19 protein-coding genes are annotated in these 19,828 nt (G+C 60.2%); 9 read left to right on the top strand and 10 right to left on the bottom strand.

Annotated elements, in window-relative coordinates:
* Positions 1-94: 94 nt before the first annotated feature.
* The 5 genes from relA to ACGJAX_RS29715 all read right to left on the bottom strand — a co-directional run bounded on the left by relA (position 95) and on the right by ACGJAX_RS29715 (position 6,907).
* Positions 95-2,338: a GTP diphosphokinase gene (gene relA, locus ACGJAX_RS29695; protein ID WP_090324501.1), complete on the bottom strand. Its 2,244-nt coding sequence runs from the start codon at positions 2,336-2,338 to the stop codon at positions 95-97.
* Positions 2,339-2,461: 123 nt separating this feature from the next.
* The gene (gene rlmD / locus ACGJAX_RS29700; RefSeq protein ID WP_090324503.1) at positions 2,462-3,814 is read right to left on the bottom strand and encodes a 23S rRNA (uracil(1939)-C(5))-methyltransferase RlmD; all 1,353 of its coding nucleotides are present in this window, start codon (positions 3,812-3,814) and stop codon (positions 2,462-2,464) included.
* Entirely contained in the window at positions 3,814-4,716 is a 903-nt protein-coding gene (gene cysM, locus ACGJAX_RS29705) for a cysteine synthase CysM (protein WP_090324505.1), read from the bottom strand. Before cysM ends, rlmD begins: the two co-directional genes overlap by 1 nt.
* Positions 4,717-4,803: 87 nt before the next feature.
* Complete coding sequence (locus ACGJAX_RS29710; protein ID WP_390957069.1) at positions 4,804-6,198, bottom strand: histidine kinase sensor domain-containing protein; 1,395 nt, start codon at positions 6,196-6,198, stop codon at positions 4,804-4,806.
* Entirely contained in the window at positions 6,188-6,907 is a 720-nt protein-coding gene (locus tag ACGJAX_RS29715) for a response regulator (RefSeq protein WP_390957070.1), read from the bottom strand. The genes ACGJAX_RS29710 and ACGJAX_RS29715 overlap by 11 nt, the downstream gene beginning before the upstream one ends.
* 215 nt (positions 6,908-7,122) lie before the next feature.
* On the opposite strand from ACGJAX_RS29715, the gene ACGJAX_RS29720 reads away from it, so the two are divergent.
* From ACGJAX_RS29720 to ACGJAX_RS29735, 4 genes are all read left to right on the top strand, one after another.
* Positions 7,123-9,876 (top strand): response regulator, encoded by a 2,754-nt coding sequence (locus tag ACGJAX_RS29720; protein ID WP_390957071.1) that lies wholly within the window; start codon positions 7,123-7,125, stop codon positions 9,874-9,876.
* 21 nt (positions 9,877-9,897) lie between these two features.
* Positions 9,898-10,890, top strand: coding sequence for an NAD(P)-dependent oxidoreductase (locus tag ACGJAX_RS29725; RefSeq protein WP_390957072.1), 993 nt, complete (start codon positions 9,898-9,900; stop codon positions 10,888-10,890).
* Positions 10,891-10,967: 77 nt separating this feature from the next.
* Complete coding sequence (locus ACGJAX_RS29730) at positions 10,968-11,402, top strand: hypothetical protein (RefSeq protein WP_090324513.1); 435 nt, start codon at positions 10,968-10,970, stop codon at positions 11,400-11,402.
* Positions 11,402-11,806 (top strand): META domain-containing protein, encoded by a 405-nt coding sequence (locus tag ACGJAX_RS29735; RefSeq protein WP_090324515.1) that lies wholly within the window; start codon positions 11,402-11,404, stop codon positions 11,804-11,806. The genes ACGJAX_RS29730 and ACGJAX_RS29735 overlap by 1 nt, the downstream gene beginning before the upstream one ends.
* An 83-nt stretch (positions 11,807-11,889) precedes the next feature.
* Here ACGJAX_RS29735 and ACGJAX_RS29740 read toward each other — a convergent pair whose 3' ends face one another.
* Positions 11,890-12,357, bottom strand: coding sequence for a TlpA disulfide reductase family protein (locus ACGJAX_RS29740; protein WP_090324517.1), 468 nt, complete (start codon positions 12,355-12,357; stop codon positions 11,890-11,892).
* A gap of 114 nt (positions 12,358-12,471) precedes the next feature.
* Between ACGJAX_RS29740 and arsC the strand changes: the two genes are divergently transcribed.
* The 3 genes from arsC to ACGJAX_RS29755 are packed head-to-tail and all read left to right on the top strand — an operon-like array spanning position 12,472 to position 13,845.
* Positions 12,472-12,825 (top strand): arsenate reductase (glutaredoxin), encoded by a 354-nt coding sequence (gene arsC / locus ACGJAX_RS29745; RefSeq protein ID WP_090324518.1) that lies wholly within the window; start codon positions 12,472-12,474, stop codon positions 12,823-12,825.
* Positions 12,822-13,418, top strand: a complete 597-nt coding sequence (gene wrbA, locus ACGJAX_RS29750; RefSeq protein WP_090324520.1) for an NAD(P)H:quinone oxidoreductase — start codon at positions 12,822-12,824, stop codon at positions 13,416-13,418. Before arsC ends, wrbA begins: the two co-directional genes overlap by 4 nt.
* Position 13,419: 1 nt before the next feature.
* Positions 13,420-13,845, top strand: coding sequence for a DUF2069 domain-containing protein (locus tag ACGJAX_RS29755; protein ID WP_090324521.1), 426 nt, complete (start codon positions 13,420-13,422; stop codon positions 13,843-13,845).
* A gap of 61 nt (positions 13,846-13,906) precedes the next feature.
* On the opposite strand, the gene ACGJAX_RS29760 is transcribed toward ACGJAX_RS29755, so the two are convergent.
* Together ACGJAX_RS29760 and ttcA are read right to left on the bottom strand one after the other, a co-directional pair.
* Positions 13,907-14,581 carry a DNA-3-methyladenine glycosylase I gene (locus tag ACGJAX_RS29760; protein WP_390957073.1) on the bottom strand — a complete coding sequence of 225 codons (675 nt, stop codon included), beginning with the start codon at positions 14,579-14,581 and terminating at the stop codon, positions 13,907-13,909.
* 132 nt (positions 14,582-14,713) lie between these two features.
* Complete coding sequence (gene ttcA / locus ACGJAX_RS29765) at positions 14,714-15,538, bottom strand: tRNA 2-thiocytidine(32) synthetase TtcA (protein WP_247257893.1); 825 nt, start codon at positions 15,536-15,538, stop codon at positions 14,714-14,716.
* A 314-nt stretch (positions 15,539-15,852) separates the two neighbouring features.
* Here ttcA and ACGJAX_RS29770 point away from each other — a divergent pair, with 314 nt between their 5' ends.
* Entirely contained in the window at positions 15,853-16,455 is a 603-nt protein-coding gene (locus tag ACGJAX_RS29770) for a Yip1 family protein (RefSeq protein ID WP_010457124.1), read from the top strand.
* Between the two features lie 158 nt (positions 16,456-16,613).
* Complete coding sequence (locus ACGJAX_RS29775; protein WP_247257892.1) at positions 16,614-17,108, top strand: SprT family zinc-dependent metalloprotease; 495 nt, start codon at positions 16,614-16,616, stop codon at positions 17,106-17,108.
* Between the two features lie 37 nt (positions 17,109-17,145).
* Here the strand turns inward: ACGJAX_RS29775 and ACGJAX_RS29780 are convergent, their stop codons facing one another.
* Together ACGJAX_RS29780 and ACGJAX_RS29785 are read right to left on the bottom strand one after the other, a co-directional pair.
* Complete coding sequence (locus ACGJAX_RS29780; protein ID WP_247257891.1) at positions 17,146-18,327, bottom strand: CaiB/BaiF CoA-transferase family protein; 1,182 nt, start codon at positions 18,325-18,327, stop codon at positions 17,146-17,148.
* 144 nt (positions 18,328-18,471) lie between these two features.
* Positions 18,472-19,806 carry a C4-dicarboxylate transporter DctA gene (locus ACGJAX_RS29785; protein ID WP_390957074.1) on the bottom strand — a complete coding sequence of 445 codons (1,335 nt, stop codon included), beginning with the start codon at positions 19,804-19,806 and terminating at the stop codon, positions 18,472-18,474.
* Between the last annotated feature and the right edge of the window lie 22 nt (positions 19,807-19,828).

A 19,828-nucleotide genomic window follows, 5' to 3' on the forward strand; every position in this document is an offset into this window, starting at 1 on the left:
ATGGATCAGAGGGCGGCGCCTTCATCCAGACAGCACGCGTCATCGTTAACGTCCATCGCGAGCAGGCTCGCTCCTACAGAAAAGCGCTCCCGTTTTATGGCGTACGGTTACGCCGGGTTTCGATGATGTTCGGCAACTGGGAAATCCGCCCCAGCAACCGCCCCAGCGCATCCAGGCCCGGAATCTCGATGGTCAGGGACATCAGCGCGGTGTTGTCCTCTTTGTTCGAGCGTGTGTTGACCGCCAGTACGTTGATCCGCTCGTTGAGCAACACCTGCGACACGTCACGCAGCAGACCGGAACGGTCGTAGGCGCGAATGACGATGTCCACCGGGTAAGTGAGCACCGGCACCGGCCCCCAGCTGACCTGGATGATCCGCTCCGGCTCGCGCCCGGCCAGTTGTAGCACCGAGGCGCAGTCCTGGCGGTGAATGCTCACGCCACGGCCCTGGGTGATGTAACCGACGATCGCATCGCCCGGCAATGGCTGGCAGCAGCCCGCCATCTGGGTCATCAGGTTGCCGACGCCCTGGATCTGGATATCGCCGCGCTTGCCTGGCTTGTAACCGGTGGCCTTGCGCGGAATCAGTTCCAGCTGCTCGTTGCCGCGCTCCGGCTCGACCAGTTGCTGCGCCAGGTTGACCAGTTGCGCCAGGCGCAGATCGCCGGCGCCGAGCGCGGCGAACATGTCCTCGGCGGTCTTCATGTTGGCCTTTTCGGCCAACTTGTCGAAGTCCACCTGCGGCAAGCCAAGGCGGTTGAGTTCACGCTCCAGCAGGGTCTTGCCGGCAGCGACGTTCTGGTCGCGCGCCTGCAATTTGAACCAGTGGACGATCTTCGCCCGTGCTCGCGACGTGGTGACGTAACCCAGGTTCGGGTTCAGCCAGTCCCGGCTCGGCGTGCCGTGCTTGCTGGTGATGATCTCGACTTGTTCACCGGTTTGCAGGCTGTAGTTGAGCGGCACGATGCGCCCATTGATCTTGGCGCCACGGCAGTTGTGACCGATCTCGGTGTGCACGCGATAGGCAAAGTCCAGCGGCGTCGCGCCCTTCGGCAAGTCGATGGCGTGACCGTCAGGGGTGAAGATGTAGACCCGATCGGGTTCGATATCGACCCGCAACTGCTCCGCCAGACCGCCAATGTCGCCCAGTTCTTCATGCCACTCGAGCACCTGACGCAGCCAGGAAATTTTCTCTTCGTAGTGGTTGGAGCCGGACTTGACGTCGGTGCCTTTGTAACGCCAGTGCGCGCAAACACCCAACTCGGCTTCTTCGTGCATCGCGTGGGTGCGGATCTGTACTTCCAGCACCTTGCCTTCCGGGCCGATCACCGCCGTGTGCAACGAGCGGTAACCGTTCTCCTTGGGGTTGGCGATGTAGTCATCGAACTCTTTCGGGATGTGCCGCCACAAGGTGTGGACGATACCCAGCGCGGTGTAGCAGTCGCGCATTTCCGGGACCAGCACACGCACGGCGCGCACGTCGTAGATCTGGCTGAATTCCAGACCCTTGCGCTGCATTTTGCGCCAGATCGAATAGATGTGTTTGGCCCGGCCACTGATGTCGGCCTCGACGCCGGTCGCCTGCAATTCGTTTTTCAGCTGGCTCATCACGTCGCTGATGAATCGCTCGCGATCCAGGCGCCGCTCGTGGAGCAGCTTGGCAATCTGTTTGTACTGGTCAGGCTCAAGGTAACGGAAGGACAAGTCCTCCAGCTCCCACTTGATGTGACCGATACCCAGGCGATGGGCGAGTGGCGCATAGATGTCGAAGACTTCGCGGGCCACGCGGTTGCGCTTCTCGTCGTCAGCGGTTTTCACCGCACGGATCGCGCAAGTGCGCTCGGCCAGTTTGATCAGCGCGACGCGAACATCGTCGACCATGGCCACGAGCATTTTGCGCAGGTTTTCGACCTGGCCCTGAGTGCCCATCACCATGGATTTACGCGGACTCAGACTGTCGCTGATCGCCGCCATGCGTTGCACGCCGTCGATGAGTTTGGCCACCACCGGACCGAAGCGCTGGCTGACCGCGGGCAGTTGAATCTGGCCTTCGCGCACGCCACGGTACAAGACCGCGGCGACCAGCGAATCCTGATCGAGCTTGAGGTCGGCGAGAATCTCGGCGATCTCAAGGCCGGTGCGGAAACTCGAGTTTCCTTCCGACCACAGGTTCTTCGCTGCGTTGGCTTGTTGTTCGGCCTCACGAGCGTACTCGCAGGCTTCTTTCAAGGCTTCGCGATCCAGTGCCAGATCGACACTGACCGCGTGATCGAGCCAAGCCTCGAGATTGATACTGCCGTCGGTGTTGATCGGCTGGTGTGCTCTCACCTGTACCATCTTGCTTACCTTCCCTACGACGCAGATTCAATGCGTCAAAATCGCTGACCTTCGATGCCCATGAGCCCACGTCGGGCTGGTGCGCGGCTGCACGGGCGGGCCAGTCGGACCAGACGAGCCTTCCTAGCTCGCTTCAAATAACGCCATGGCCTCGACATGTGCCGTTTGAGGAAACATATCGAGAATCCCGGCACGTTTTAACCGGTAGCCCTGCTTGATCAATTCGACCGTGTCGCGCGCCAAAGTTGCCGGGTTGCACGATACATACACCAACCGTTCGGCGCCCAGAGATTTAAGCTTGCGTACCACCTCGAAAGCACCGTCACGGGGTGGGTCCAAGAGTACCGCACAAAAGCCTTCGGCGGCCCATTCGGCGTCGGTCAAAGGCTGGGATAAATCGGCCTGAAAAAACTTCGCGTTATGCAGATTATTGCTAACGGCGTTCGCGGCTGCCCGCTCGACCATCACCTGCACCCCTTCCACTGCCACCACCTCACGTACGGTCTGCGCCAGCGGCAAGGCAAAGTTGCCCAGGCCACAGAACAAGTCGAGAACGCGTTCATCCGCAGTTGGCTTCAACCATGCCAGCGCCTGGGCAACCATCGCTTCATTGACCCCGGCGTTGACCTGAATGAAATCCCCGGGCCGATACGCCAGCTCCAGATTCCACGGTTCCAGGCGATAGCCCAACGACTGATCGGCCTCGACCGGTTGCGGCTCGCCGTCACCGTGCAGCCACAACTGGGCTTCATGCAAAGCGCAGAAATCCTTGAGGATGGTCATGTCACTTTCGGACAACGGCGCCATGTGCCGCAGCAACACGGCCAGCGATGAACCGCTGAACAACTCCACATGACCGAGTGCCTGAGGCTTGCTCAAGCGCCGCAGCATTTCCGGCAAACCGGCCATGATGGGCTGCAAGGGTTGTACCAGCACCGGGCATTGATCAATGGCGACGATGTCCTGGCTGCCGGCGGCGCGGAAACCCACTTCGAGTTTTTTCGCCTTCATGTCCCAGCGCACAGCCACTCGGGCCCGGCGACGATAAGCGAATTCCGGACCGCTCAAAGGAGCCGCCCATTCTTCGGGTTCGACGCCAGCGACCTTCGATAATTGCTCGGCGAGCATGCGCTGTTTCAGGGCAAGCTGTTCGTTGTGCGGCAGATGCTGCACGCTGCAGCCACCGCAGCGGCCGGCATGGGCGCACGGCATCGGGCGGCGCAGTTCGCTGGCCTTGAACACCCGTTCGGTGCGCGCCTCGACCACTTTGCCGTGGGCACCGAGCACGCGCGCCTCGATTTCTTCACCGGCCAACGCGCCGATGACGAACCAGGTGCGGCCTTCGAAAAACGCGATACCGCGACCGTCATTGGCCAGGCGCTCGATGGTCAGGCGCTGCTTTTTGCCGGTCGGGACTTGCGGGGCCTTGCTGCCGCCGGTGGGCTGGAAGCGCAGGCCTCTTTCGTGCTTGGCCATCAGTTGGGCGCGTCGAAAATGCCGGTCGACAGGTATCGGTCGCCACGGTCGCAGATGATCGCGACAATCACCGCGTTTTCAACTTCTTTTGACAGACGCAGCATCGCCGCCACCGCGCCGCCCGAGGATACGCCGCAGAAAATGCCTTCTTCGCGGGCCAGGCGACGGGTCACGTCTTCAGCTTCGCTTTGGGCCATGTCGACGATACGGTCCACCCGATCGGCCTGGTAGATCTTCGGCAGATATTCCTGCGGCCAGCGACGGATGCCCGGGATCGCCGAACCTTCCATTGGCTGCAAGCCGATGATCTGCACGCTCTCGCTCTGCTCTTTCAAATAGCGCGAGACGCCCATGATCGTGCCGGTGGTGCCCATGGAGCTGACGAAATGGGTGATGGTGCCCTGGGTCTGGCGCCAGATTTCCGGGCCGGTGGTGGTGTAGTGCGCCTCGGGATTGTCGCCGTTGGCGAACTGATCCAGCACCTTGCCACGGCCTTCGGCCTCCATGCGCTGGGCAAGGTCGCGGGCACCTTCCATGCCTTCTTCCTGGCTGACCAGAATCAGCTCGGCACCGTAGGCGGTCATCGCGGCCTTGCGTTCGGCACTGGAGTTGTCCGGCATGATCAGGATCATCTTGTAACCCTTGATCGCGGCAGCCATGGCCAGGGCGATCCCGGTATTACCCGAGGTCGCTTCGATCAGCGTATCGCCGGCGTGGATCTGCCCGCGCAGTTCGGCGCGGGTGATCATCGACAGCGCCGGACGGTCCTTGACCGAACCCGCCGGGTTGTTCCCTTCGAGCTTGAGCAAAAGGGTGTTGCTGGTGTTGCCAGGCAAGCGCTGCAAACGGACCAGCGGAGTGTTGCCGACGCAATCGGCGATGGTTGGGTACTGCAAGGTCATGGCGTATTCGCAATCCAGACTGCGGGGGCGCCTATCATACCGGCAAACCGGGTCAGGCCATATCACGCAAAGTGTGGTGCTTATGGCTTATGGGTATAAGGGCGGAATTTGCAGAAGGTGGGTGCTCTCGACGGTGTCATCGGCCAACAAGCGCATATTCATCCGCAGCCCCTTCCCGGTATTCTCCGCCCAGATTGCCCCACCCTGACGCAGCACTGCATTCCTCGCGATGCTCAACCCCAACCCAAACCCGCCATTCCCCCGCCGCGAGCCATTGAGCCGAGTGAACGGCCGGAAAATCCGCTCCAGATCATCTTGCGCCACGCCACCACCCTGATCTTCCAGCCATAAATGCCAGTAGCGGCCATCACGCCGACCGCCGAGGTGGACAATGCCGCCTGCGGGTGAATGTCGAATGGCGTTACGCAGTATGTTTTCCAGGGCCTGGGCCAGGGTGTTGAGATGGCCACGTACCCAGCAGGACGCATCCACTGAACATCGCAGCTGCGCTTCGGGCCAGCCACTTTCATAACAGGCGTTTTCCATGAGCATTTCCCACAGCGCCTGAATCTGGATCGCTTCATCGGGCAGTCGAGTGCGCCCGGTGTCGAGCCAGGCCAGTTGCAGCGTGTCTTCCACCAGACGCTGCATGCCATCGACCTCACGGCCAATGCGTTCGCGCAATGGCTCCAGCCCCTGCTCGCTTTCACTGGCAACTCTCAGGCGACTGAGTGGCGTGCGCAATTCGTGGGACAGGTCGCGCAGCAATTGCTGTTGCAAGGCCACCGTACTTTGCAGGCGTTCGGACATGTGATCGAAGGCCCTGCCCAACTCGCCCAATTCATCCGTACGATTGGTGGTGCGACTCGACAGCCGCACATTCAACTGGTCGGCACGCCAGGCATTGGCCTGTTCACGCAGGTGATTGAGCGGCACCACCAGTAAACGGTAGAGCCCCACGCACAGCAGCAGAGTGAACAGCCCAGGAATCACCCCATTGGTGATCACCCGCCAGAAAACTGTGTAGCGCCCGGGCATGTACCGCTGGGGCAATTCAATCACCAGACTGCCGGCGTACGAATCGCCGGGAAACGGCAGACGCAGCCATGGCAGGCCTTTGCGGTGAATGGGCCAATCGATACGGCGCAGAAAGGTCAGCTGCTGGACTTCTTCGTCGCTCAGGGGCTGGCTACTGAGCGACTGCAAATCTCCATCGATGACGCCAACCCAGCCGGATTCCTGCTGGCGCATATTTTTCAGCCAGCGATCGACGCCCGCCTGCTGCCCCTGCTGCCACGCTTGCTCGGCTTCGGCGGCATAGCGTCTCAAGGTGTTGCGAGCCTCATCCGACAGATACTGGTTTTGCTCTTCCATGTAGCGGCCCCAGGACCAGCTCAACCAGATCATCAGCAGACAGAACGCCACCAACAGGCAAGCCAGTTTCCAGAACAGCGAATGCCGTCCCGGAAAGTTACAGGTCATCGGTGGCACTCAGGATGTAGCCCTTGCCCCAGACCGTGCGCAGTTCACGCTCGGTGTAGCCGATGGCCTTGAGCTTGCGGCGAATCTGGCTGATGTGCATGTCCAGGCTGCGGTCATGGGCGGCGTAGCCTCGTTGCAGTACATACTGATAGAGGAAGGCCTTGCTCAACACTTCATCGCCATGGCGGTCCAGGGTTTCCAGCAGTCGATATTCGGTGCGGGTCAGGCCCGCGGCCTGCCCGGTATAAAACACGTCGAAGCGTTCATCGTCGAAATGCAGGCTGTCCATCGAGGGGGTAACCGCTGTCGGCATCGGCCGACGGTCGAGCGCGACCCGGCGCAGGATCGCTTCAATGCGCACCCGCAGCTCCACCATGCTGAAGGGTTTGGGCAAGTAGTCATCGGCCCCGAGGCGAAAGCCGCTGATGCGATCCTCTTCGGCGCCAAGCGCCGACATCAGCAAGACCGGAGTGGAATGGCTGCGGCGCAGTTGCGTCAACACCGACAGCCCGTCCAGGCCTGGCAGCAAAATATCCATCAGCACCACATCGAAGGCTTGCTCGCGGGCAACCTTCAGACCTTCCTGGCCGTTCTGGCACCAGGTCACCTGAAAGCCGCTGCGACCCAGATGTTCATGAACATATGCACCGAGGACGAGGTCGTCTTCAATGGAGAGGATACGTGGATGGCCAACTGCAATAGGCGTCATGAGTATCTGCAAATAATTCTCAGTTGATAATTATTCAAGATTGCACCGTCCACGGCAACCCAAGGGCTTGAGCTGAACGAAAAGACGCCGGGATGAGCGACGAATGACGACAACAATTTTACGAAGATTGCCTGCCTGCAAATCGCTACACTGCGCAAGTGGCGCGTGCCGGACGCACGTGCAGCTCTATAAATAGCGGGATGCAGGAGAAGTGCGTGCTCAAGAATCTTGGAATTAAAGGCCGCGTGCTGTTGCTGACTCTATTGCCGACCAGCCTGATGGCATTGGTCCTGGGCGGCTATTTTACCTGGATGCAGCAATCCGACCTGCAAACCCAACTCATGCAGCGCGGCGAAATGATCGCCGAGCAACTGGCACCGCTGGTGGCCCCGGCCATGGGACACAAGAACAGCGAACTGCTGGAGCGCATCGCCACGCAGTCCCTGGAGCAACCGGATGTGCGTGCCGTGACCTTTCTCGCACCGGACCGTACGCCGCTGGCCCACGCCGGCCCAACCATGGTCACCCAGACACCGTCGGGCGATGGTACGCAGATGCTGCGCCGCAGCGGCAGTGACGCCACGCGCTATCTGTTGCCGGTTTTCGGCAAACACCGCAACCTGGCCGGCGACCTGATTCCCGATGAAACCGACCGCCTCCTGGGCTGGGTCGAACTCGAACTGTCCCATAACAGCATGCTGCTACGCGGCTACCGCAGCCTGTTTGCCAGCCTGCTGATGATTGCAGCCGGCCTGAGCGGCGCGGCGCTGCTGGCATTGCGTATGGGCCGCACCATCAATCGGCCGCTGAGTCAGATCAAGCAAGCCGTGGCTCAGCTCAAGGACGGACATCTGGAAACCCGTCTGCCGCCCCTCGGCAGCCAAGAGCTGGATGAACTGGCGTCAGGGATCAACCGCATGGCCGGCACCCTGCAAAATGCCCAGGAAGAATTGCAACACAGCATCGATCAGGCCACCGAAGACGTGCGCCAGAACCTCGAAACCATCGAAATCCAGAACATCGAACTCGATCTGGCGCGCAAGGAAGCGCTGGAGGCGAGCCGGATCAAATCCGAGTTCCTCGCCAACATGAGCCATGAAATCCGCACGCCGCTCAACGGCATCCTCGGTTTCACTCATCTGCTGCAAAAAAGCGAATTGACCCCGCGCCAGCTCGACTACCTGGGCACCATCGAAAAGTCCGCCGACAGCCTGCTGGGCATCATCAACGAAATCCTCGACTTCTCGAAAATCGAGGCCGGCAAACTGGTGCTCGACCATATTCCGTTCAATCTGCGCGACTTGCTGCAGGACACCCTGACCATCCTCGCCCCAGCCGCCCATGCCAAACAGCTGGAGCTGGTGAGCCTGGTTTACCGCGACACGCCACTGTCACTGGTGGGCGACCCGCTGCGCCTCAAGCAGATCCTCACCAACCTTGTGAGCAACGCGATCAAGTTCACCCGCGAAGGCACCATCGTCGCCCGGGCCATGCTCGAAGAAGAACACGAAGACAGCGTGCAGTTGCGCATCAGCATTCAGGACACCGGCATCGGCCTGTCGAACCAGGACGTGCGCGCGCTGTTCCAGGCCTTCAGCCAGGCCGACAATTCGCTGTCGCGACAACCTGGCGGCACAGGGCTGGGGCTGGTGATCTCCAAGCGCCTGATCGAACAGATGGGGGGAGAGATCGGCGTTGACAGTACGCCGGGCGAGGGATCGGAATTCTGGATCAGCCTCAACCTGCCCAAGACCCGCGACGACACCGAGGACCTGCCCGGCCCACCGTTGCTTGGACGGCGGGTGGCGGTACTGGAAAACCACGAACTGGCCCGCCAGGCGTTGCAGCATCAACTGGAAGACTGCGGCCTTGACGTCACACCGTTCAACAACCTGGAAAGCCTGACCAACGGCGTAACCGGCGTCCACCAGACTGAACAGGCGATCGACCTGGCCGTGCTGGGAGTCACCAGCAACGACATGCCGCCGGAACGCCTCAACCAGTACATCTGGGACCTCGAACACCTGGGCTGCAAAGTGCTGGTGCTGTGCCCGACCACGGAACAGACGCTGTTCCACCTCTCGGTTCCCAACCCCCACAGCCAACTGCAGGCCAAACCGGCCTGCACCCGTAAACTGCGTCGCGCGCTGTCCGATCTGGTTAACCCGCGCCAGTCGCGCAACGAACCCGGCGAACCGGTTTCCAGCCGTGCGCCGAAGGTGCTGTGCGTCGACGACAATCCCGCCAATCTGCTGTTGGTGCAAACCCTGCTCGAAGACATGGGCGCCAAGGTGCTCGCAGTGGAAAGTGGTTATGCCGCCGTCAAAGCGGTGCAGAACGAGACATTCGATCTGGTGTTGATGGACGTGCAGATGCCCGGCATGGACGGACGTCAAAGCACTGAAGCGATTCGGCAGTGGGAAAGCGAACGGCATTGCACGCCGCTGCCCATCGTCGCCCTCACCGCCCATGCCATGGCCAACGAAAAACGCGCCTTGCTGCAAAGCGGCATGGATGACTACCTGACCAAACCAATCAGCGAGCGGCAACTGGCGCAAGTGGTACTGAAATGGAGTGGCCTGGCGCTGCGCAACCAGCGGCCGGAGCGTTCAGGCGAGAGCCACGGCGGTGCCTTTGAATTGCAGGTGCTCGATCACGAAGAAGGTTTGCGCCTGGCCGCCGGCAAGGCCGATCTTGCGGCGGACATGCTGGCGATGTTGCTGGCGTCGCTGGAAGCAGACCGTGAAGCGATCCGACAGGCGCAGGAAAGCCACGACCACAATGCCCTGATCGAACGAGTCCATCGCCTGCACGGCGCCACCCGCTATTGCGGCGTTCCACAACTGCGCGCTGCCTGCCAGCGCAGCGAAACCCTGCTCAAGCAACAGGACCCGAAAGCCTTCGGCGCTCTCGAAGAACTCGACCGGGCAATCAATCGCCTGGCCGCCCAGGCACGTATCAATGCCTGATGCACTTTCCAGGAGGACAGCATGCGCACGATTCTTTTCAGCAGCCAGACCTATGATCGTGACAGCTTTCTCGCCGCGGATCTGCCCGCCGATATCGAGCTGCACTTTCAATCGGCACGCCTGAGCCTCGATACCGCAGCATTGGCGGAGCACCACGAGGTGGTCTGCGCCTTCATCAATGATGACCTCGGCGCCCCGGTGCTCGAACGCCTTGCCGCTGGCGGCACTCGCCTGATCGCCCTGCGCTCGGCCGGCTACAACCATGTCGACCTGGCGGCGGCGAAACGCCTGGGGCTGGCGATTGTGCGCGTCCCGGCCTATTCGCCGCATGCGGTGGCCGAACATGCGGTAGCCCTGATATTGGCGCTTAACCGTCGCTTGCACCGCGCCTACAACCGCACCCGCGAAGGCGATTTCAGCCTGCACGGCCTGACCGGCTTCGACCTGGTGGGCAAGACTGTCGGCGTGGTCGGCACCGGACAAATCGGCGCGACCTTCGCCAGAATCATGAACGGTTTCGGTTGCAAACTGCTGGCCTACGACCCCTTCCCCAACTCGGAAGTCGAGGCACTGGGCGCTCGTTATCTGAGCTTGCCGCAACTGCTGGCCGAGTCGCAGATCATCAGCTTGCATTGCCCGCTCAACAAAGAGAGCAAGCATTTGATCAACCGCGAATCACTGGCGCACATGCAGCCGGGGGCGATGCTGATCAACACCGGACGCGGTGGCCTGGTGGACACGCCAGCGTTGATCGACGCCTTGAAGGAGGGTCAATTGGGTTATCTGGGGCTGGATGTCTATGAGGAGGAAGCACAGCTGTTCTTCGAAGATCGCTCCGACTTGCCATTGCAGGACGATGTGCTGGCGCGACTGCTGACGTTCCCCAACGTGATCGTGACCGCACACCAGGCCTTCCTGACCCGCGAAGCCCTGGGCGCGATTGCCGCGACCACCTTGCGCAATATCTCGGCATGGATGGCCGGCAACCCCGAAAACAGGGTCGAGGGCGACTGAACCTGATCGAAGGTCATATGCCCGCGCCATGCTGCGCGTATGCCCGTGCTAGCATATCGCGCATATTTGGAGGACCCATGGTCGAACACGATTTCCGCTACAGCCTGATGAACCCGCAACACACCCTCACCGAATGCCGCGCCCTGGTGCCGGGGCGTTATCAAGTCACCGGCAACGGCGGCTCGATTCGCAACAACGACGTGCTGATTGTGACCCTCAAAGGCGCCAAGGACTTGTCCATGCGCCTGACCGTCGAAACGGTTCGCCACCTGATCAACCCACCGGGCCAATGGGTCGCGGTGGCCAGTGGTCCGGTGTTCGGCGAATTGGCGATCCACACCTGGCAAGTGAATTGCGACAGCTGCGCCAAAGAGCTGAGCTTCGAATTCGCGGTCGACGCCAAACTGGGCAATAAAGCGGAAAAACCAGCGGCCTCTGCGCGGATTGCCGAGTTGGGCTGGAAGTCGGTTGGCGAGAAACACCTGTGCCCGAAATGCCAGGAGCCCGCGTGATGAAACGCCTCGCTCTGACCGCGATGGTCGGTGCCAGCCTGGTTGGCTGCGCCGCCGAACCGGTGCAATTGCAACAGAACCGCAGCTACATCCTGGAGTGGATCGGCGAACGCCCGCTGATGGACTACAGCCACCTGACCATCACCCTGGGTGAGGACGGCCGGGCCTACGGTAACGGCGGCTGCAACCACTGGTTCGCGCCTTATACGCTCGAAGGCGACAAACTCAGCTTCGGCAAAGTCGGCAGTACCCGAAAACTCTGCGCTCCAGCGTTGATGGAACAGGAAAAACGTTTCCTGCAAGCGCTGGAAAACGTACAGCGTTGGGACGTCTCGCCGATCGACCAGATGCGTTTCTGGCCGGCCGAAGGCAAGCCACTGCGCTGGTGGCTTGAAGAGGGTTGATCCCTTCCCCTGTAGATACTCTGTTCCCGGTCAAGCTTTCAGCAGGTGCTTATCGCTGAAAAGCTTGGCCGTGATCCTTATCCTTAATTTTTAGCCTGCAACGCCTCCAGCTTCGCCATCACCCCCGCCGCCGTCTGCTCGCCCATCAATTGTTCGCGCACCTTGCCTTTGTTATCGATGATGTACGTCACCGGCAACGCTTCGCTGCGCGGTAAATCGAACAATTCGGCAGGATCCTGCGCCAACACGGTGAACTTGATCCCGAGTTTTTCGCTGGCGCCTTTGAGCTCTTCGCCCTGCACATTGTCGAAGTTGACGCCGAACACTCCGATCTTCTTGTCCTTGATCTGATCGGCCAATTGGTTCAGTTCCGGGATTTCGGTACGGCACGGGCCGCACCATTCCGCCCAGTAATTAAGCACCAGCCACTTGCCGTCCAGACGATCGGAGGCGATTTTCTGACCGTTCTGGTCAATGCCATAGTCATTACCGCAGCCCCCCAGCATCAACGCTCCGATGATCGCCAATGCCGCTGCCAGTCGCCTAGTCATGTTGTGTTCCTTGTCAAAAATTGAATGCGCCTGCGACCCATCGCCTCCCGAGGTTCTGGATTGCGCGCTGCACAGTTAGAATAGCCGCCACCTTACGCAAGATGCGACCCGCTCATGACCGATCTGACGCTTTATCACAACCCGCGCTGCTCGAAATCCCGCGGTGCGCTCGAACTGCTTGAAGCCCGTGGCCTGACGCCGACCGTGGTGCGCTACCTCGAAACGCCACTGGACGCCGCGCAAATCCAGAGCCTGCTGGGCAAACTCGGGATCAGTGCCCGGCAACTGCTGCGCACTGGCGAGGACGAGTACAAGACCCTCAACCTGGCCGACAGCAGCCTGAGCGAAGCGCAATTGATCGCCGCCATCGCCGCTCACCCGAAACTGATGGAGCGACCGATTCTCGAAGTCGGCGACAAAGCCGTCATCGGCCGTCCGCCGGAGCAGATCCTGGAGCTGCTGCCGTGACTGCACCCTATATTCTGGTGCTGTACTACAGCCGCAGTGGCTCGACCAATGAGATGGCCCGACAAATTGCCCGCGGCGTCGAACAGGCCGGCCTTGAAGCCCGCTTGCGCACAGTGCCGGCGATTTCCACCGAGTGCGAAGCCGTATCGCCAGAGATTCCCGATGAAGGCGCGCTCTACGCCACCCTCGATGACCTGAAGAACTGCGCCGGCCTGGCGCTGGGCAGCCCCACCCGCTTCGGCAATATGGCGGCACCGCTCAAGTACTTTCTCGACGGCACCAGCAATCTATGGCTGACGGGCGCGCTGGTGGGCAAACCGGCCGGGGTCTTCACTTCCACCGCGAGCCTGCACGGCGGTCAGGAAACCACCCTGCTGTCGATGATGCTGCCACTGCTGCACCACGGCATGTTGATCACCGGCCTGCCGTATAGCGAATCTGCGCTGTTGGAAACCCAGGGTGGCGGCACGCCGTATGGCGCCAGCCACCATGCAGGCGCCGATGGCAAAAGCGGTCTGGATGCCCATGAAGTGGCGTTGTGCCGCGCGCTGGGCTCACGCCTGGCCAAGACTGCCCTGAAACTGGAGCGCTGAAGTGGCCAAGAAGCCGAAGATCCTGCCTTCCATCGCATGGCTCGAACCCCGGGTTCGAGCCATGCGCGTCATCAGCCTGCTGTGCTTTTTCGGCTTGGCAGGCCTGCTTTGCGTCTACTACTTGATAGTTGCCGATCTGCATGGCGCGCGACCTTGGGTGATTCTGCTGATCGAACTGGTGCCTTTGCTGTTGCTGGCACCGGGCATGATTATCGGCAGCGCCCGTGGGCATTCGTGGATGTGTTTTGTGGTGAACCTGTATTTCATCAAAGGCGCTTTGGCTGCCTACGACCCGAACCGGCAGATTTTCGGCCTTCTGGAGATGGGCGCGAGCCTGGCGGTATTCTGCTCGGCACTGCTGTATGTGCGCTGGCGGTTTCAGTTGAACCGCAAGCTGGCGGGCGAAGGCGAAATCGCTGCCGCCTGATCTGTCGCCATCGCCGGCAAGTCGAATCGCCGTACTTGCCCGCGATGGAATCGATTCGGTCTCAATGATTCACGGTGTAAGCCAGCATCATCGAAATCTGACTCATGGGCCGCCCGCCACTTTCTTCATGCCACTTGTTGAACACATCCTGCACCAACGCCAGATCCCGCAGACTGCCGGGCACCTTGTCGATGATGTTCTGCGCATTCAATGCCGCCACCACATCGTAGCTCGGCACAAAGGTGTCCTTGCCGACCATGCGCAAGAAGCGCGGCGCCGAAAGACCGCCCAATTGAGAGCCACGCTTTTTCAGGAAGGTCCAGAGCCCGACGATATCGGTCACCGGCCAATCGGCGATCATCGCACCGAAGCTGCCCTGTTCATGGGCCACATCCAGCACGAATTGCGCATTGCGCGGTACGCTCTTGAGTTTGCCCAGGTGGCGGATGATCCGTGCGTCCTGCATCAGGCGCTCCAGATGTTCAGCGCTCATCAGCACGACTTTTTCCGGATCGAACTTGAAGAACACCTCTTCAAAGGCCGGCCACTTGGCATCGACCAGGCTGTGCTTGAGCCCGGCGCGAAACACGCGCAATGCCATGGTCGAGAGATAGCGATCGTCGCTGATTTTGCGCAATTGCGCCGGGGTCTTGGGAACGGGCAGATGGGCTTCCAGTTCAGCCGCCGAACCGAAACGGTTCAAGCAGTATTCGTTCAGCCACTTGTAGTCGCGCATGCCCTCTCCTGAGGATTGAAACGAAAACCAAAAGTGGGGGCGAGCTTGCTCGCGATGGCGATGTGTCAGCCGGTAGTGTTGTCGACTGACACGACGCCATCGCGAGCAAGCTCGCTCCCACCGTAATTGTGGTTAGAGGTTAACCACATTGACGAAGCGCGATGCAGCGCTTTCGTCGATACGCAGATTGGTGAAGTCGAACAGGTTGCGGTCCGCCAGCTGCGACGGGATCACGTTCTGCAGACTGCGGAAAATGCTTTCGGTACGGCCAGGGGTCTTGCGCTCCCAGTCCTGCAGCATTTCCTTGACCACCTGACGCTGCAGGTTTTCCTGGGAACCGCAAAGGTTGCACGGAATGATCGGGAATTGCTTGAGGTCCGAATAGGCCTGAATGTCTTTTTCGTTGCAGTAGGCCAGCGGGCGAATCACCACGTTGCGGCCATCGTCGGCACGCAGTTTTGGCGGCATGGCCTTGAGCGAGCCATTGAAAAACATGTTCAGGAAGAACGTCTCGACAATGTCGTCACGGTGGTGACCGAGCGCCATTTTGGTCGCGCCGATTTCATCGGCGAAGGTGTAAAGCGTTCCGCGACGCAGACGTGAACACAGTGAGCACGTGGTCTTGCCTTCCGGAATCAGCTCCTTGACCACCGAGTAGGTGTCTTTCTCGACGATGTGATACTCGATGCCCAGCTCTTTGAGATAGGCAGGCAGTACGTGCTCAGGGAAGCCCGGCTGCTTCTGGTCCATGTTTACGGCCACGATCTCGAACTTGATCGGCGCAACCTTCTGCAAGTGCATCAGCACATCGAGCATGGTGTAGCTGTCTTTGCCACCAGACAGGCAGACCATGACCTTGTCGCCGTCTTCAATCATGTTGAAGTCGGCAACAGCCTCACCGGCCTGACGGCGAAGGCGCTTTTGCAGTTTGTTCTGGTTGACCGTAAGAGTGCCCATGACGCGAAATCCGTGAGGTGTGACGAAAGGCCGGCATTTTACGCAAAAACGCCCCGCTGGCGAAGGCCCTCGGAATCCTCGTGGCAAGGGAACTTGCCTGGTCGCCGCAAATCCGGTCTCACACAGACCCCATGGCGATTAAGACCCTTGTTTACAGCGCGATTTGCTCTAATGACCCTACTCCTTCCAGGGAAACTCCTTCCTATACTGCGACATAAGGTCGCATTCATATCCAGACCTATAACTTACCTTGGCCTGCTAGGCCCGTAGGCGCTCCACTGGGGGGCGACGGTAAAAAAAGAGGAGTGACTGGCATGATCCATCACGTAGTGGGGCTTTTCACCCACCCTGATCAGGAATGGAAAGAAATCCGTGGCGACCAGGAGGAAAGCATCAGCCACATGTACCTGACGCACACGCTGATTCTGGCGGCGATCCCTGCGGTGTCGGCGTTTATCGGCACCACACAGGTCGGCTGGGTCATTGGCAATCGAGCGCCGGTGATGCTGACCCAGGAGAGCGCGCTATGGATGACCATCATGTCGTATCTGGCCATGCTGGGCGGTGTGGCGGTCATGGGCGCATTCATTCACTGGATGGCCCGTACCTATGACGCCAATCCAAGCCTGGCACGCTGTGTGGCGTTTGCGACCTACACGGCGACTCCGCTGTTCATTGGCGGCCTCGCAGCCCTTTACCCGCATATGTGGCTGGGAATGATCGTCGGCACCGCAGCGATCTGCTACACGGTCTACCTGCTGTATGTCGGGCTACCGACGTTCATGAACATTCCATCCGACGAGGGCTTTCTGTTTTCCAGCTCGGTACTTGCCGTAGGCCTGGTGGTGCTGGTGGCCATCATGGCGTTCACCGTGATTGTCTGGGGACTCGGCGTGGGGCCGGTCTATACCAATTAGCAACACCCCCCAAAAAAACAAGATCTGCCAACACAGGCCGCCGCAAGGCGGCCTTTTAATTCTTCAGCCTGGAGAACGGCAACGACCATTCGGCGCTTCGGCAATTCGCAAGGCCCGAGGGTTGCGGCATACTCGACGTCTCTGGAGATCCATCAAGCATGCCCGAGCAACTCAATTCCCGCGTCGAAGACTGTTTCCAACAAGCCGAATCCTTTTTCAAACGACCTTTCAAACGCCCCGTGGTGAGCCTCAAGCTGCGTGGGCAAAAAGCCGGCGTCGCGCATTTGCACGAGAACCTGCTGCGCTTCAATCCGCAACTGTATCGGGAAAACACCGAAGACTTCCTCAAGCAAACCGTGGCCCACGAAGTCGCGCACCTGATCGCCCATCAGCTGTTCGGCGATCGCATCCAGCCCCATGGCGAAGAGTGGCAACTAATCATGCGCGGCGTGTACGAACTGCCGCCCAACCGTTGCCACACATATGACGTCAAACGCCGCAGCGTGACCCGTTACATCTATAAATGCCCGTGCGCAGACAGCGATTTTCCGTTTTCAGCGCAGCGCCACAGCCTGGTGAGACAGGGCCGGCGGTATTTGTGTCGGCGCTGTCGGAATACGTTGGTGTTCAGTGGGGAAATGCGGGTCGAGTAGTGTTTTTTGGGTACCCGTGCTGGCCTCATCGCGGGCACTAAAGGACCACTTTGGCACGCCGTAATTCAGCAATCCGCTCAGCGCTATACCCCAACTCATCCAACACCTGATCCGTATGCTGCCCCAGCGCCGCGCCAATATGTCTGGGTGGCGGCAAACCTTGCGAAAATTTCAATGGGCACGCCATCTGTGCTTGATTCGTACCGTCCCCCCGTGGCACCTCGGTCACCAACTCCCGCGCCTGCATTTGCGGATGCTGCACCGCCTCGCTCAGGCTCAATACCGGTTCGACGCAGGCATCCAGCTCGGCAAACAACGCACACAATTCGGCAAAATCGCGCTTCTCGAACTCGACCCTCAGCGCCTCCTTGAGGCGCTTTTGCTGGGCCGGTTGCGGCGATAAGCCGAGACTGGCCAGTTTCTCCAGCCCCAACGCCGTACATAACTGCTTCATGAAATCCGGCTCCAGGCTGCCCACCGACAACCAGCGCCCGTCCCGCGAGCGGTAATAGTCGTAGAAACTGCCGCCATTGAGCACCTGGTCTTCCCGACCCGGCTCGATACCGCATGCCAGATACCCGGCGCCCGCCATGGCGTTCAGGCTGAACGCACAATCGGTCATGCTCACATCCAGATATTGCCCCTGACCGGTTTGCTGTCGGGCGATCACCGCCGCCAGCAGACCGATCACCCCGTGCAGCGAGCCTCCGGCGACGTCCGCCACCTGAGCGCCCAAGGGCAACGGGCCGCTGTCGGCGCGGCCGGTGTAGCTCGAGAGCCCGGCCAGGGCCAGGTAGTTGATGTCATGCCCGGCGCGATCCTTGTAGGGGCCGGTCTGGCCGTAGCCGGTGATCGACACATAGATCAGCTTCGGGTTGATCGCTTTCAAGGCTTCATAGCCCAGGCCCAATCGTTCCATGACGCCTGGACGAAATTGTTCCAGGACGATGTCATAGTCCTGCAGCAGCTGCTTGATCACTTCCAGCGCCTCGGGCTGTTTGAGGTCCAGTGCCAGGCTGCGCTTGTTGCGATTGAGGTAGGCATGACTGGCGGAAACGCCCCGGTCATGGGGCGGCAGCACGCGTAGCAGGTCCATGCGAGTCGGCGACTCGATGCGCAGCACCTCGGCGCCCATGTCCGCCAGCAACAACGAAGCGAATGGCCCCGGCAACAATGTCGAGAAATCCAGAACCTTGAGAGATGCAAGTGGACCGGGCATGTGCGTTCTCCATTGACGATGCACCAGCCTAGGCAACCGGCCGCCATGCAGCAATCACCTTATGCGCCAGTCGAGCTGACCGTTGCGCTCAAATCCCGGGCATGAAAAAACCCGCCGAAGCGGGTTCCTTCATCATGCCAAGGTTTACTTGGCGCTAGTCGGGGTTGCCCCTTCGACGTGGCCCAGAACATCATCTTTAGGCTCATCGGCAATGCCGCGACCGCCCGAGGCCAGTTCGGCGTGCATCACGTCGGTGTCCAGCTCCTTGACCCACTTGGCCACCACCAGAGTGGCAACGGCGTTGCCCACCAGGTTGGTCAGCGCACGGGCTTCGGACATGAAGCGGTCGATACCAAGGATCAGCGCCAGACCGGCAACCGGCAGGTGGCCAACGGCAGACAGGGTAGCGGCCAGCACGATGAAACCACTACCGGTCACGCCCGCAGCCCCCTTGGAGGACAGCAGCAGTACCACCAGCAGGGTGATCTGGTGAGTGATGTCCATGTGGCTGTCAGTCGCCTGGGCAATGAACACGGCCGCCATGGTCAGGTAGATCGCAGTACCGTCGAGGTTGAATGAGTAACCGGTCGGGATCACCAGACCCACCACGGATTTCTGCGCACCCAGACGCTCCATCTTGATCAGCATGCGAGGCAGTACCGATTCGGAGGACGAAGTACCCAGCACGATCAGCAGTTCTTCACGGATGTAGCGAATTACTTTCAGCACGCTGAAGCCATGGGCCCGAGCGATAGCGCCCAGCACGATCAGGATGAACAGCAGGCAAGTGATGTAGAAGCAGGCCATCAACTGACCCAGTTGCACCAGCGAGCCGACACCGTAGGCACCGATGGTGAACGCCATGGCGCCAAAGGCACCGATCGGGGCGAGCTTCATGATCATGTTGATGATGTTGAACATCACGTGGGCAAATCGATCGATGAAGTCCAGGATCGGCTTGCCGTAGGCACCCAGGCGATGCAGGGCGAAACCGAAGATCACCGAAAACATCAGCACTTGCAGAATGTCGCCCGTGGCGAACGCGCCGACGATGGTGGTCGGAATCACGTTGAGCAGGAAGCCGACGACGCTTTGATCGGCACCGGCCGCCACATAGGTGGCGACTTTGGAGGCGTCCAGCGTGCTGACGTCGATGTGCATGCCAGCGCCTGGCTGCACGATGTTGACCACGACCAGGCCCACCAGCAGGGCGATGGTCGAAACGATTTCGAAGTACAGCAGCGCGTAACCGCCGGTCTTGCCGACCGACTTCATGTCCTGCATGCCCGCGATACCGCTGACGACGGTGCAGAAGATGATGGGGGCGATGATCATTTTGATCAGTTTGATGAACCCGTCACCCAGTGGTTTAACCGCCACACCGAGCTGTGGATAGTAGTGACCGAGCAAGATACCGATGACAATTGCAACGATCACCTGGAAATACAGGGATTTGTACAGTGGCTGACGAGTCGTCATTGCAAAGTTCCTCAAGAGTGCG

Source organism: Pseudomonas moorei, assembly GCF_042846945.1.
Classification (GTDB): Bacteria; Pseudomonadota; Gammaproteobacteria; order Pseudomonadales; family Pseudomonadaceae; genus Aquipseudomonas; species Aquipseudomonas moorei.

What these genes read in the sequence shown, in the direction of transcription:
- relA (WP_090324501.1), bottom strand. Translation starts at nt 2,338, where the DNA reads ATGGTACAGGTGAGAGCACACCAGCCGATCAACACCGACGGCAGTATC.
- rlmD (WP_090324503.1), bottom strand. Translation starts at nt 3,814, where the DNA reads ATGGCCAAGCACGAAAGAGGCCTGCGCTTCCAGCCCACCGGCGGCAGC.
- cysM (WP_090324505.1), bottom strand. Translation starts at nt 4,716, where the DNA reads ATGACCTTGCAGTACCCAACCATCGCCGATTGCGTCGGCAACACTCCG.
- ACGJAX_RS29710 (WP_390957069.1), bottom strand. Translation starts at nt 6,198, where the DNA reads ATGACCTGTAACTTTCCGGGACGGCATTCGCTGTTCTGGAAACTGGCT.
- ACGJAX_RS29715 (WP_390957070.1), bottom strand. Translation starts at nt 6,907, where the DNA reads ATGACGCCTATTGCAGTTGGCCATCCACGTATCCTCTCCATTGAAGAC.
- ACGJAX_RS29725 (WP_390957072.1), top strand. Translation starts at nt 9,898, where the DNA reads ATGCGCACGATTCTTTTCAGCAGCCAGACCTATGATCGTGACAGCTTT.
- ACGJAX_RS29730 (WP_090324513.1), top strand. Translation starts at nt 10,968, where the DNA reads ATGGTCGAACACGATTTCCGCTACAGCCTGATGAACCCGCAACACACC.
- ACGJAX_RS29735 (WP_090324515.1), top strand. Translation starts at nt 11,402, where the DNA reads ATGAAACGCCTCGCTCTGACCGCGATGGTCGGTGCCAGCCTGGTTGGC.
- ACGJAX_RS29740 (WP_090324517.1), bottom strand. Translation starts at nt 12,357, where the DNA reads ATGACTAGGCGACTGGCAGCGGCATTGGCGATCATCGGAGCGTTGATG.
- arsC (WP_090324518.1), top strand. Translation starts at nt 12,472, where the DNA reads ATGACCGATCTGACGCTTTATCACAACCCGCGCTGCTCGAAATCCCGC.
- ACGJAX_RS29760 (WP_390957073.1), bottom strand. Translation starts at nt 14,581, where the DNA reads ATGCGCGACTACAAGTGGCTGAACGAATACTGCTTGAACCGTTTCGGT.
- ttcA (WP_247257893.1), bottom strand. Translation starts at nt 15,538, where the DNA reads ATGGGCACTCTTACGGTCAACCAGAACAAACTGCAAAAGCGCCTTCGC.
- ACGJAX_RS29770 (WP_010457124.1), top strand. Translation starts at nt 15,853, where the DNA reads ATGATCCATCACGTAGTGGGGCTTTTCACCCACCCTGATCAGGAATGG.
- ACGJAX_RS29775 (WP_247257892.1), top strand. Translation starts at nt 16,614, where the DNA reads ATGCCCGAGCAACTCAATTCCCGCGTCGAAGACTGTTTCCAACAAGCC.
- ACGJAX_RS29780 (WP_247257891.1), bottom strand. Translation starts at nt 18,327, where the DNA reads ATGCCCGGTCCACTTGCATCTCTCAAGGTTCTGGATTTCTCGACATTG.
- ACGJAX_RS29785 (WP_390957074.1), bottom strand. Translation starts at nt 19,806, where the DNA reads ATGACGACTCGTCAGCCACTGTACAAATCCCTGTATTTCCAGGTGATC.